Genomic DNA, 14,024 nt, shown 5'->3' on the forward strand with positions numbered 1-14,024 from the left:
AACAAATTGGGCCTTTACTTACAACATGAAAATAGCTTATTTGATAAGCTCTGGAATAGTTCCTATTCAATTTTCAATTTGCTCTGTAAAACACTCGTTTTTCCCCCTCTAAAACAGTTGAAAAAAGCCAAAAGAAAACAGTCAAGCAGGAAAGCCCCTGCCTGCTGTTTGTTTTTTATTTCTCTACAAAGTCTCCTGGAATATATAAAACTTGCCCCTCATACACATCTTGATTGGCTTCCATTCTATTTTCCTTCAACAATGCATGAATATTTACATTATAGCGATTGCTTAATTTTTCTAATGTATCACCTTGCTGAACAATGCAAACCTTCACTTTCGTATGCTTCTCTTCTTCTTTTCTAGCAAAGAATTCTGTAAAGGTGAGTGATTTCTTTTTGCTAAATAGTCCTTTTTTCTTTTTAGGCTCTTCATTAGGAGAAGATGATGATTCTAGTTCTTCTTCCAGAGCTACCTCCTCTTGCTTGGCTAAAGAGGAAGATTCTTGTTGCGGCTTTTGAAAAACTTCTTCTGCAGAATATACACTTTCCTCACTTCTGCATAAAGAAATTTTCATCTCTGGAGCTGTTGAAGTAGATTCTTCTTTTAGTGCTGGCTCTATAGAAGTAAGCTCCTCTTCTCTAGAAATCTCAGGAGAAGATGATAATTCTAGTTCTTCTTCCAGAGCTACCTTCTCTTGCTTGGCTAAAGAGGAAGATTCTTGTTGCGGCTTTTGAAAAACTTCTTCTGCAGAATATACACTTTCCTCACTTCTGCATAAAGAAATTTTCATCTCTGGAGCTGTTGAAGTAGATTCTTCTTTTAGTGCTGGCTCTATAGAAGTAAGCTCCTCTTCTCTAGAAATCTCAGGAGAAGATGATAATTCTAGTTCTTCTTCCAGAGCTACCTTCTCTTGCTTGGCTAAAGAGGAAGATTCTTGTTGCGGCTTTTGAAAAACTTCTTCTGCAGAATATACACTTTCCTCACTTCTGCATAAAGAAATTTTCATCTCTGGAGCTGTTGAAGTTGATTCTTCTTTTAGTGCTGGCTCTATAGAAGTAAGCTCCTCTTCTCTAGAAATCTCAGGAGAAGATGATAATTCTAGTTCTTCTTCCAGAGCTACCTTCTCTTGCTTGGCTAAAGAGGAAGATTCTTGTTGCGGCTTTTGAAAAACTTCTTCTGCAGAATATACACTTTCCTCACTTCTGCATAAAGAAATTTTCATCTCTGGAGCTGTTGAAGTTGATTCTTCTTTTAGTGCTGGCTCTATAGAAGTAAGCTCCTCTTCTCTAGAAATCTCAGAAAAATAAGGCACATTTGCATTTTCGTTTGTGCTCCATTCGTCGTCTTCTTCTGGTGTCTTTCTAACTTCCAATTCAAATGGAGTATATAAATCATCCTCCGCTTCCTTTTCTGCACGCTGTTCTTCCAATAACGGGCTAACATTTTGGAATGGACTAACAGCAATTTCAACAGGTTCTTCTAGTGAATCTGCTTCAGCCTCCTCTGCCACTGGACTGCGCCAAACTAGTTCCAATTCCTCTTCTACTTCCTCTGCTGCTACATCTTCTTCTACTTCCTCCTCTTCAGAAGCGAGACCTGAAATAGTTAAATCGGCTGTTAAATTTAAACAACTTCTTTCTGGAAAGACATAATCAAACGTATCAATCTCTATTTCTACATCATTGATACTTGTGACTCTTGTAAGGGGAATCGTAATATCTACAGGGAAATGATGTAAAAATTCACATACCCCTTCCTCTCTCTCCATTACAGAATGAATTAATTTAGGTGCCTTAAAGGCCTCCTCTTCTTCTTGTTCTCCCTCATTATAGCGCTTGTATTCACCACTTAGCTCTAAAGAGCCCTGAATGATAATATACTGATCGTTCTCTTGGATTGTTATATTGGGATCAAGTGAAATGGAAAGCAGATCTGCTACTTCCTGTCCTTTTTGAAACCAGACTGACTCTTCCAACGAAAACCGTAAGATAGACGAATTTTCTTGAGACAAAGCGACTCCTCCTCTCATTCCTTTCACGTATATATCACTATTGTCTTTAAAAACTTATGATTGTCTGTAACACTTTATGAATATTTCTTTCATTTGTTTGTCTCAACAAGAAAGGAATTTAAAGAATCACCATTCAAATAAACTTATTTTTCTGAATTCATACACCAAATTGTTAAAACTAATTGCATTTTCTACCGCTTTTTTTAATAAATGTCTTATATAATAAAAGCAGATTTCCAAGTTAACAAAATTAAATAAATTGGAAATGTAGACCAATTTATAATTTTTATCTAGGCTGTTTTCTACAAGATTGTTGCTTTTTCAATAGGAAAAATAAATTAAGCGAAGTTTATTCTGGCTGTAGATCATAGCAACAAACTTTACAAAACAGCCTTTATCTAAAAAGGAGGTTCTAAAATGGCTTTTTCCGTGCTAATGTATCACGAAATAAGAAAAGAGGAAGATTTTCAAGCATCCGAGCAGCATCCAATCGATGTAAAGCAAGATTATAATGATTTCTTGCCTTCCCCCCTTTTCATTACATTAGAAAAATTTGAACAGCAAATGGAGTATTTATTTAACAATGATTTTCACCCTTTAACTTTAGATGAAGTAAAGGCATATTACGAAGGAGGTCCTTTACCAAAAAAATCAGTATTACTTACTTTTGATGACTGCTTTCAATCTATAAAAGAATATGCGTATCCGATTCTAAAAAAATATCAATTTCATGCAACAGCATTTGTTGTAACAGGCTGGTTGCATGATAGTAAAAGCAAGTTTGAAAAAGAAAAATCTGTCTGTTTATCTATAAACGATCTAAGTGAAATGACGGATGTTTTTGAATATGCCAACCACACTCATTATATGCATGTCCGAACAAGCGAGTCAGAAAGTCTATTAATGACATCCAGAAAAGAAGACTTTGCTAAAGACCTAGATGTATGTAATAACCATTCGCTAATCAAACATAAAAATGTATTCGCCTATCCATTTGGTTTATTTAACGAATCCAATGTTTCTACTTTAAAAGAAAAAGAGTTTAAACTTGCCTTCACTTGTGAAAATGGTCACAATAATAAGCAAACTGATCCACTTTTATTAAAAAGAAATGCTATTCCCTATTTAATGGACATAGAGACATTCAAAAAAATTGTAACAAACTAGGAGAAAAAAGTCTGAAATAATTATTGAAATCACTATCTCAAAAAGAATGCATGACAAATAAACCATCATTGGATGATTTTTTTAAAATTTATACGACAAAATCAAGATGCTTCTAACACATGATAACCATGGTTTTTAGCTAATAAAATCGCTTGTTCTACCGTGATTTCACGGTTTACTGGAAGAACATCCGATTTTAAATATAATTCAGCGTTATAGGCTTCTTTCTTTTTGAGAATATTGTAGATAGCTGTTAAAAGCATTCGTGCAATCGCAATAATTGCTCGTTTGTGACCACGGCGTTTTCTTAGCCGTAGGTAACGGTTTCGAATTTCGGGATGTTTTTCACTTTTAACCACTGCGGTTGCACATTGCACCAAAAGTGGTTTTATGTAACATCCAGCTCTTGAAATTCTTACTGACTTTTTCTTGCCGGCACTCTCGTTATTTGTGGGTGTAAGTCCTGCCCAGGAGCATAAATGCTTAGCTGTCGGAAACACGTCCATATCAACACCTATTTCGGAAACCACGGCAATGGCGGAAAAAATGTTTTTAAAAGACGGAACAGTTAAGATTAAGTTGATTTCATCATGGTAGGACGCGGCAAGTGAAAGAATAATTTTTTCAAGATCTGCTTTACGGGCTCCAAGGTCTTCATAATGTTGTTTAATAACCTTTAATTTTTCAGCCTGTTCAGATGTAATGTATCCATCAATAGCGAGCTCGAGTTCAGGAAGTTTATGCTTCATGGAGCCATGAATTAAAGGTTCTAAATCAAATGAGGTGTCTAATGGATCCTTTAGTAGCTTCTCAATAATGTTCATGGAGCTTTTGCCGAAGGTATCCGAAACAATATTTCCAAGCTGAATATTAGACACAGTTAAACTGTTTTGAAGACGGTTTTTCTCACTCGACATAAAGTTAGTCAGCTTGAAGCGATAACGCATAAGGTCACGAAGCTGCCTAATCTCAAGTGGAGGCATAAAGCTTCCGGCTACAAGATCATGTTTAAATAAATCAGCAATCCATTTAGCATCTTTTTTATCGGTTTTTTTACCGCGGATTGCCTTGACATACTTAGGATGCGCCAAGGTGATGTTACAGGAATCTTCTAGTACATTGAACACAGGAATCCAGTATTTCCCGGTAGATTCCATACAAACATCCTGACAATCATTTTCACAAAGCCATTGTGACAGCTCAAGCAATCCTTTTGTATAGGTTGAAAAGCGATGGCGTTTGTAAGTGGTTACTCCTTTGGAAGTGGAGGCAATACAAGCCACAACAAAGGATTTGTGGACATCAATTCCACAACAAATGGGATAAACAATTTTTAAAGCCATAGGGAAAACTCCTTTATAAGATTTATAGGGATAGACAACATTGACTGATTGCCCAGCGATAAACGAGTAATGTTTATACAAAGATAAGTCTGCGTGCTCGAAGTCACACTTATTTGTGCTTGGAAAGGCAATCTACACATATAAAAATGCGGTCACTCCACAACTGGAGCAGCCCACTCACCTCCGCGTGATTTGTAGTTGATTGGTATCCCTATGGCTATAGATTTGCCAAAATAACGCTCAGTGCAAACTTGTTTCATTACGTTTTGTGCCTTGAGCGAAGCGAAAGGAATGGATATAAAGATGAAAAAATAATGACGCTAACCTTATTATTACCTGAATTATTCATAGAAAATCATTAATTGGTTACAATCGTTATTCCAATAAGCTTTTTTGTTAAATGTTAATTCACTTGATAAATGAAAAAAGAATCCATTTCTGATAAGGTTAAAACAACGACGAAATAACCACAGAAAGGATTCTTATAATGGCTACTTTACCGCAAATTACCCTTGATTTCAATCGCAAAATTAAATTGTCAAATGATGGAGGGGATCTGTCCTCCGATACTGGTGAATTTCTTTTTAGGGAATTCGATGAGAAAATTGGATTTTCAAAAACACTAGAAAACCATTTGAGGTTAAACGATTCTAGGGCCTATTACCTCCATTCAAACGAGAACTTATTACGTCAAAAGATTTATCAAATGATTGCGGGCTATTCCGAGGATGATGCAGCTGATCATTTAACGAAAGATCCAGTTTTCACCCAAATCATAGGAACGCCAGCGCTCGCTTCACAACCGAGTTTATCTCGTTTTTACACACGTTTTGATAAAGAGTCTATTGATCATTTAAATCAAGCAAACCAAGAATTACTTGATAAAATCCATTCATTTCGGGGGTCCGAAGCTTTATTTATCGATTTGGATTCAACCCATTCTGATACTTATGGAAATCAAGAGGATTCTTCCTACAATACGCATTATGGAACAATGGGTTTTCATCCATTGGTTGCTTTTGATGGTGCTACAGGTGACTTTCTTAAAGCGAAGCTTCGTCCCGGAAATGTATATACTTCAAATGGTATTGTTGAGTTTATTCAGCCATTAATTGAACACTACAACCAAAAGTTCCCTGAAACGAATTTATTCCTTCGTGGAGACAGTGGGTTTGCCGTCCCCGACTTGTACGAATTGTGTGAAAAGGAATCCGTTTTATATGTGATCCGATTAAAATCTAACCTACAATTACAAAGTCTTGCTAAAGAATACCATCCTTCTTCTGCACCACGAGATGTTTCAGAAACAGAGCACTATTTTGAAGAAGCCACTTATCAAGCCAAGTCATGGTCGAAACCAAGAAAAGTGATTATCCAATCGGTACGACCAGCTGGTGAATTACTTTTTGCCCATTCCTTTTTTGTTACAAATTTTGAAATAGCTTCTCCAAAAGACATCGTACGAGCTTATCAAAAAAGAGGAACGATGGAAAACTATATCAAGGAATCAAAGAATGGCTTTTATTTGGATCACATGAATAGTCATTCTTTTCAAGTCAACACGGTAAAAATGATGCTAAGCCTGCTTGCTTATAATTTAACGAATTGGTTACGAACCATTTGCTTTCCACAAGGTCAAAAGATGATGCAAATTGATACCATACGTACAAGGCTTATTAAAGTTGCCAGTAAACTAGTGAAATCAGGTAGATCTTATTACTTTAAATTGTCATCAAGTTTTGTCTATCAGAAATTCTTTTGGAACGTATTGGGTCAAATACAAAAACTCCAGATTGAGTAGCTTAACTTGGTTTTACCAACTGAAAAAAATTTAAATTTCAGTTAAGGGGAGAAGTCTGCCTAAAAATAGGACATTTCCAATGGGAAATAAATTAATTAGATTTTAAAGGTTAGAAAATGTTCAATCTTATAAAAAGATAGAAAACTCTCACCTGCATTTTAGAAAAACGTGCATCTTTTAAAGTGCTATGAATATTTCAGGTATTAGTATTTGTTTTATTTACTGCTGCTTGTGGAAATACCACTACAACCAAAACAGATAATAAAGAAAGCAATAACACAGAAAAACCATCTGGTGAAGAGCTAACCATCGGAATATTACCGGCAGAATCTGCGATACCTATTATTTTAGCAAAGGAAAATGGATACTTTGCCAAAGAAGGAATAAACGTATCAATAAAGTCCTTCTCCGCTCCAACAGATCGTAATGTTGCAATCCAAGCGAGTGAATTAGATGGTACAATCGCTGATGTAATGACAGCAGCAGCATTTATGGAAAATGGTATTAAGATGAAGATTACTTCCGATATAAGTGAAGATTTCAAAATTCTCTCCTCTCCCAATTCAGGAATTACAGAGATGAAAGATTTAAATGGAAAAAATGTTTCATTAGTGCCGAACTTTATCTTGGAATATATTATGGATGATTTCGCAGCTAAAGAAGACTTCACTTATAATATCGTTGAAATTCCTTCTTTTTCTGGTCGTGCAGAGGCACTGATTGCAGATAAAGTAGATGGAGTTGTCTTTACAGAACCACAGGCTAGTATGCTAGTTAGCCAAGGAGCCCACCTTTTAGGAAGCTCAGCAGATGCAGGAATTAAAGGAGGAACGATTCTTTTTTCAGAAGAAATGGTTTCTTCCAAGTCAGCAGATATCAAAGCTTTCTATAAAGCTTATAATAAAGCCATTGACTATATGAATAATAGGAAGGCTGAAGAATACGGCGATATACTAACTAAATATCAATTCCCTGATCCTATGAGCAACTATTTATCTACAAAGGAAAACTTTCCATATGCAGGTGCAGTTCTAAAGGACTCCTTTGATTCGATTGTTCAATGGACAAAAGCTAAAGGGCAAATTAAGAAAAACTATTCTTATGAAGAATTAACAGACTTCACTTTGTTACCATAGACTCAGGAACTAGCGAGACAGGCGACAACATTTCGAAAAACAGCCTTTACCGTTTAAATCAAAAAAGAGGCTGGGACATAAGTATTCCAGTCATAGATAAACCCGAACAACTATCAAATAATCCTAAATGATTGTTCGGGTTTTATTAGTTTTATAAAAGGCTGTTTCAGTACAGTTAGTGTTAATATCCGCAGCCTGAATACACTTCGCTTTCCATGGGGCGAGCGCCGAGCCGCTTCGGCCTCTGGCCTGCAGGGTCTCGGACTTTCTCGCAGCTCCCATAGGAGTCTACGTGTATTCAGGCTGCTCCATATTTCCTACTAATTCATTTTTTCTAAAAAAACATTATTTTTTAGGGAATTGCCTTTAAAAACAGAGTGGAATGGAGCGGAAGACACTCGACTCCTGCGGGAAGTAGAGCAATCTTTAGACCCCACAGGCTTTAGCCGAGGAGGCTTAGGTTGCTCCCCGGCGAATCGTGTTTCTGTAGCGCAATGGAACGAATTAGTTTTTACACTTGACTATATTTAAAAACATAAATAACCATTGTATAAAAGGAACCTTTATTTAAGAGATAAATTAGAGATTGTTCGTCTTTACAGATTGGCTATCTAGTTTTGTCCCAGCCTCTTTATTTATGATTCCAAGGTGTAACTTTTAATTCTAATTTATCTAATAAGATAAATAATAATAAACCAATACATCCTAAGGTCACAATCCCTGCAAACATTTCTTCATAATTCATTTTCGTCCATGCACTGATTATATAGTAGCCAATCCCATAAGTTGTTGCATAGTTTTCTGCAAAAAATAATGTCGCTAAACTAATCCCTAGTACTAATTCTTATTCCCGTAAATATCGCTGGAAGCACACTTGGGAAAATTAAATAGATTAGTTGCTGATATATGGGGGCCTGAAAACCTTGCATCACCTTGTAATAACTTGATGGTATTTGTAATACCCCATCTCTAACCGATAAAATGATCTGGAAAACAATAATCCAAATTATTAGCGTTATTTTAGACTGGTTTCCCAGCCCATATAAAATCATAAATATCGGTAGAAACGCTACTTTGGGTATTGGATATATATAATATAAAAAAGGTGATAACAAGGTATTGATCCTCTTGTTTTTCCCTAAAATAATTCCCAATGGGACTCCTATTAACAAAGAAATAAAAAGGGCAATGATAATTCTCAATAAACTAGCTCCTGCATGCAGAAGCAACATATATTTTTCGTTCCACATATAAATAACTGTTAAAAATGGTGATGGGATGGTATGGGACTGTAACAAAAAATAGACAATATACCAAAATAAACTGACACTTATAAAACCTATGATCAATTGATTTCTAATGATTCTCTTCATTCCTGTACCACCGCTAATCTTTTTCGAACATCAATACATGCTTTATAAAAGGACAAATTTTCTTTCGCTCTATCGACTCCAAATAGCGGATTAGCGATAGTCTCGATGTCTCCATTATCCCGTAGCAATAAAATATACTCCCCAAGAAGTACTGCTTTTTCTATATTATGAGTAACAAAAAGTAACGTCGTTTGCCTTTTTTCAACCTGCTCGGATATTAACTGTTGAATTTGTTCTTTTGTCATCTCATCTAATGTAGAAGTCGGCTCATCCATTAACAACAAATCAGGTTCAGTAATTAATGTTCTTGCTAATGCCACCCTTTGCTTTTGTCCTCCACTTAACTCTGCCGGATATTTATGCTCCATTCCACTTAATCCAACTTCTCTTATTAACGCTGTTACTTTTTCCTTTATTTCCTGTTTCGACTTCCGTTTATCTAATTTTATTGGCATCGAAATAGCATCACAAACTTTTAGCCAAGGAAAAAGACCTAAGTCTTGAAACATGAATCCAATATCCTTGCTTGGATGCTGAATTCGGTTCCCTTCGATTAGCACTTCTCCTTCAGTTGGTATCAGTAAACCAGCGAGAAGGTGGAGGAGTGTACTTTTACCAACTCCAGACTTACCGATTAATGCATATGATTTACTCTTTTTTAGCGTCAGATTTATCTTATTTAAAATTGTATTATTATCATAAGTAAAAGTAACTTGCTTTACAAATGAATCCATGAAATATCCCTTCTTGTCCTTATTACTAGTTGCATCATATCATAATAACCATATTTTCATAAAGTGGCAAAAAATCGACAGTTCTGAATGATTCATTGGAAATAAGAAAATATCTTTAGTTAAAATTGCTCAACCTAAAGAAAACTTCCATCAGTGTAATAAATGAAAGCAGCCTAAATCCAAGTAGACGTCCCAGGATTTAGGCTGCTCAGTATTTCTAAATAATGAATTTTCTATTGAAAACAATAATCTCCTAGAAAATTGCCTATTATTTAAGCTTTCAACGTAGAAAAAGCTTGTTCTGCAGCACGAATTGTGTGTTCAATATCCTCATCTGTTAATGCTGTGGACAAGAACATTCCTTCAAATTGAGAAGGAGGCAGAAATACTCCTTGTTCTAACATGCTATTATAAAAGGCAGAAAAGTAATCAAGATTAGACGTTTTAGCACTTTCATAATCTTTTACATCTTCATTGGTAAAGAAGAAACCAATCATAGAACCAGCGCGATTTACTGTGAACGGAATATCATATTTTCCAGCAGATTCTTTCAAGCCTTCTTCCAAACGATCTGCTTTTTCAATAAATATTTTATACGTATCTGGTGTTAATTGAGATAATGTCTCAAATCCAGCTGTCATGGCAAGTGGATTACCTGATAATGTACCTGCTTGATAAATTGGTCCACTTGGTGCAATTTGATTCATAATTTCTGCTTTTCCTCCATATGCACCAACAGGTAAGCCTCCACCAATTACTTTACCTAAACAAGTAATATCAGGGCTAATACCAAAATAGCCTTGGGCACAACCGTAGTCCACACGGAAACCGGTCATTACTTCATCAAAAATAAGCAAAGCCCCATATTCTGTCGTAACATCACGCAGACCTTGCAAAAATCCTGGCTTCGGAGGAACTACCCCCATATTTCCTGCAACTGGCTCAGCAATAATTGCCGCAATGTCTTCTCCATACATAGAGAATGCATATTTAACACTTTCTAAATCATTATAAGCAACCGTAATTGTATTTGCAGCCACGCTTTCGGGAACTCCAGGGCTATCTGGTAAACCAAGTGTTGCTACACCAGAACCAGCCTTAATAAGCAAGGAATCGCCATGACCATGGTAACAACCTTCAAATTTAATAATTTTATTTCTACCTGTATAGCCACGAGCTAAACGGATCGCACTCATTGTAGCCTCTGTACCAGATGAAACCATGCGAATAATTTCAATGCTTGGTACCCTCTCTTGTACAAGAGCAGCAAGTTGATTTTCAATTAGGGTAGGAGCACCAAAGCTAGTCCCTTTTTCTGCAACTTTTTTGATAGCTTCGACTACTTGATCATCCGCATGTCCTAAAATAAGTGGACCCCATGATAAGACATAATCAATATATTCATTGCCATCAATATCATAAATTTTAGATCCTTTACCCGCATCCATAAAGACAGGGTTTCTTTTAACTGATTTAAATGCACGTACAGGGCTATTTACCCCTCCTGGCATTAATTCTACTGCTTCTTTATATGCAGCTTCAGATTTTTGATAGGAACGCATATGAGTTTCCTCCCTTATTGTTCTTTTAACATACGTGCAACATCTTTAGCAAAATAAGTTATGATTAAATCTGCTCCTGCACGTTTCATACTAATCATTGTTTCCATAATAATTCTATCTTCATCAATCCAGCCATTTTTTGCTGCCGCTTTGACCATGCTGTATTCTCCACTAACATTATAAGTAACAATCGGCAAATTCCATTCATTCTTCATGTCTCGAACAATATCTAAATAAGGGAGACCCGGCTTAACAATTAGGAAATCTGCTCCTTCTACTACATCACTTTCTGCTTCTCGGAATGCCTCCAGGCGATTTGCAGGATCCATTTGATAAGCTTTACGATCCCCAAATTGCGGTGTACTATCAGCCGCTTCTCGGAATGGACCGTAAAAAGCAGATGCGTATTTCACGCCATAGCTCATGATTGGAACATCAAGAAAACCTGCTTCATCTAATCCTTTTCTAATTGCAGCAACAAATCCATCCATCATATTAGAGGGGGCAATAATATCTGCTCCTGCAGCAGCTTGACTTACAGCTGCTTTTACAAGCAATTCTAGTGATTCGTCATTTAATACTCTTCCTGCTTCAATTACCCCACAATGTCCATGGCTTGTATACTCACATAAACATGTATCAGCAATAACAACCATTTCTGGATAGTTTGCTTTGATATACTTAATTCCTTCTTGGACAATCCCATGGTCATGAAATGCTTGTGTCCCACATTCATCTTTTTCTTTTGGAATTCCGAATAATAACACTGATTTAATTCCTAATGCTTGAACCTCATCCAGTTCCTCTTGCAAACGATCAATGGAAAATTGATAAATTCCCGGCATAGAGGAAATCTCCGTTTTGACATTTTCCTCTTCTGTAATAAACAATGGGTAGATTAAATCATCAATATGTACATATGTCTCTCTTACTAATGCTCTCATATTTGCAGATTGTCTTAATCTGCGGTGACGCTTAAATTCAGCCATCTTCTTTACCTCCATCTTTATTTGTTACGACTGTTTTCGTATCGTTGGTGTTATTACCCGTAGCTTCGGTCTGCTATCGCTTGCAAGGTCTCAAGACTGTCTCGCTATTATCACAGAAGTATTCGCGTATTCCGGCTGCTCCATTTTTCCTATTGAAAAAACAACAGTCTTTTAGAAAACAGTCTTTGTTAAATAGTGCACTAAATGTTTCAGGATGCTGTCAGTTGTATACGGTTTTGCCGTAATTGTTACATGTAAGCCGTAGCTATGCAATGTATCAGTCGTAACTGGTCCAATACTAACAACAATACAGCTTTCCAGTTTCTCTATTAAGTGATGTTTTTTCATTACCTTCATGAAATGATGAGCTGTGGAAGAACTTGTAAAGATCAATACATCTAAATCTTTCTTCCTTACTTCTTTTACAAGCAGTTCTTCACTTTCTGTCGGAAAGTATGTTTCATATAATACCGCTTCATCAACTAGAAGGCCAGCTTCTTTTAATTCCTCCGCTATATAGTCCCTTGATCTATTTCCTTTTATAAGCAGAATTTGCTGACCTCTTTCAAGCTCTGGAATAAATTCTTCGATAAACTGCTCGGCAACAAATTCACTTGGAATAAAATTAGCCTGGAACCCATAATGGGAAACAGCAGCTGTCGTTTTTTCACCAATTACTGCAATTTTAGCAGTAATTGGGACATGCATTTTTTCTATTTCTTTAAAAAAAGCCTCTACTCCATTACGGCTCGTAAAGACAAGCCAATCATATGCTTTTTCTTTTAAAGAAGTCATTACTTCATCTGGAAGTTGTTTTTCTCGAAACGCGATTAAAGGCACTTCAACAGGAAATCCGCCTAAATCAAAAATTCGCTTTGATAAGACACTCGCTTGTTTCTTTGCGCGGGGAACGAGAATTTTCTTTCCGAGAAGCAAATTAGCCATCAATAATGTTCTCCTCTTTTAACTGATCAATTAATGCTTTCGCACCCTTTTCCGTTAAAATTGTTGCTGCTTGTTCCCCTACTTCTACAGGGTTTTTGCCTGTTACTTCTTCTTTATAAATAAGTTTCCCATCTGGAGAAATGACTAAGGCAGTTAGTGCTACTTCATCATCTTTTACTTGTGCAAAACCTGCGATTGGCACTTGGCAACCGCCTTCCATGCGCTGCAAAAATGCTCTTTCCGCATAAACGGTACGAGTAGTATCTTGATTAGACAACTTACTTAAAAGTTCTAATACTTCTTTATCATCTTCTCGACACTCAATAGCAAGGGCGCCTTGGCCAACTGCCGGCAAGCATATTTCTGGATCTAAAAATTCTGTAACAACGTCGCTTGTCCATCCCATTCTTGCTAATCCAGCAGCAGCTAAGATAATAGCATCATATTCTTCTGTTTCTAACTTATTAAGACGGGTATCAATATTTCCGCGAATCCATTTGATTTCAAGATCAGGTCTAACCGCCAGTAATTGCGCCCCTCGACGCAAACTACTTGTCCCAATTATTGCACCTTCTCGTAAATCTTTTAAAGAAATATGATTTTTACTAATTAAGGCATCTCGATAATCTTCACGCTCAGGAATACAGCCAATTGTTAACCCTTTTGGAAGCTCGGCTGGCATGTCCTTCATACTGTGGACAGCAATATCTATCTCCTTATCAAGCATGCTTTGTTCTATCTCTTTAACAAATAGCCCCTTTCCTCCAACCTTGGATAAAGTGACATCTAAGACAACATCTCCCTTTGTAACAACTTCTTTTACTTCAAATTCAAAAGAAGAATCTAATTTCTTGAGCTGATTAATTACCCAGTTCGTTTGAGTAATTGCTAGCTTACTTTTCCTTGAACCAACAATTATTTTACGCATAAAAAGTACCTCCAACCTAATTCCGGTAAGTC

General features: G+C 36.4%; 11 protein-coding genes. 3 read left to right on the top strand and 8 right to left on the bottom strand.

Annotated features, from left to right (window positions below; translation table 11 throughout):
• Positions 1–175 precede the first annotated feature (175 nt).
• Positions 176–2,014, bottom strand: a complete 1,839-nt coding sequence (locus tag NKG37_RS24440; RefSeq protein ID WP_254415478.1) for a LysM peptidoglycan-binding domain-containing protein — start codon at positions 2,012–2,014, stop codon at positions 176–178.
• Positions 2,015–2,431: 417 nt separating this feature from the next.
• On the opposite strand from NKG37_RS24440, the gene NKG37_RS24445 reads away from it, so the two are divergent.
• The gene (locus NKG37_RS24445) at positions 2,432–3,181 is read left to right on the top strand and encodes a polysaccharide deacetylase family protein (protein ID WP_169188923.1); all 750 of its coding nucleotides are present in this window, start codon (positions 2,432–2,434) and stop codon (positions 3,179–3,181) included.
• A gap of 101 nt (positions 3,182–3,282) precedes the next feature.
• Here the strand turns inward: NKG37_RS24445 and NKG37_RS24450 are convergent, their stop codons facing one another.
• Positions 3,283–4,524, bottom strand: a complete 1,242-nt coding sequence (locus tag NKG37_RS24450; protein ID WP_016205480.1) for an IS110 family RNA-guided transposase — start codon at positions 4,522–4,524, stop codon at positions 3,283–3,285.
• A 487-nt stretch (positions 4,525–5,011) separates the two neighbouring features.
• Between NKG37_RS24450 and NKG37_RS24455 the strand changes: the two genes are divergently transcribed.
• Both NKG37_RS24455 and NKG37_RS24460 read left to right on the top strand, forming a co-directional pair.
• Positions 5,012–6,325 (top strand): IS1380 family transposase, encoded by a 1,314-nt coding sequence (locus NKG37_RS24455; RefSeq protein ID WP_254415479.1) that lies wholly within the window; start codon positions 5,012–5,014, stop codon positions 6,323–6,325.
• Positions 6,326–6,669: 344 nt separating this feature from the next.
• Positions 6,670–7,461: an ABC transporter substrate-binding protein gene (locus tag NKG37_RS24460; protein ID WP_254416438.1), complete on the top strand. Its 792-nt coding sequence runs from the start codon at positions 6,670–6,672 to the stop codon at positions 7,459–7,461.
• 824 nt (positions 7,462–8,285) lie between these two features.
• On the opposite strand, the gene NKG37_RS24465 is transcribed toward NKG37_RS24460, so the two are convergent.
• The 6 genes from NKG37_RS24465 to hemC all read right to left on the bottom strand — a co-directional run bounded on the left by NKG37_RS24465 (position 8,286) and on the right by hemC (position 13,992).
• The gene (locus tag NKG37_RS24465; RefSeq protein ID WP_367976236.1) at positions 8,286–8,834 is read right to left on the bottom strand and encodes an ABC transporter permease; all 549 of its coding nucleotides are present in this window, start codon (positions 8,832–8,834) and stop codon (positions 8,286–8,288) included.
• On the bottom strand, positions 8,831–9,568 hold the full coding sequence (locus tag NKG37_RS24470; RefSeq protein WP_254415480.1) for an ATP-binding cassette domain-containing protein: 738 nt from the start codon (positions 9,566–9,568) through the stop codon (positions 8,831–8,833). The genes NKG37_RS24465 and NKG37_RS24470 overlap by 4 nt, the downstream gene beginning before the upstream one ends.
• Before the next feature lie 272 nt (positions 9,569–9,840).
• A complete protein-coding gene (gene hemL / locus NKG37_RS24475; protein WP_169188927.1) occupies positions 9,841–11,130 on the bottom strand; it encodes a glutamate-1-semialdehyde 2,1-aminomutase in 1,290 nt (429 codons plus the stop codon).
• A gap of 14 nt (positions 11,131–11,144) precedes the next feature.
• A complete protein-coding gene (hemB, locus tag NKG37_RS24480) occupies positions 11,145–12,119 on the bottom strand; it encodes a porphobilinogen synthase (RefSeq protein WP_016201741.1) in 975 nt (324 codons plus the stop codon).
• A 171-nt stretch (positions 12,120–12,290) separates the two neighbouring features.
• On the bottom strand, positions 12,291–13,064 hold the full coding sequence (locus NKG37_RS24485) for a uroporphyrinogen-III synthase (RefSeq protein WP_016201742.1): 774 nt from the start codon (positions 13,062–13,064) through the stop codon (positions 12,291–12,293).
• A complete protein-coding gene (hemC, locus tag NKG37_RS24490; protein WP_254415481.1) occupies positions 13,057–13,992 on the bottom strand; it encodes a hydroxymethylbilane synthase in 936 nt (311 codons plus the stop codon). Before hemC ends, NKG37_RS24485 begins: the two co-directional genes overlap by 8 nt.
• Positions 13,993–14,024 lie beyond the last annotated feature (32 nt).

The organism is Niallia sp. RD1 (assembly GCF_024219955.1).
GTDB lineage: Bacteria > Bacillota > Bacilli > Bacillales > Cytobacillaceae > Niallia > Niallia alba.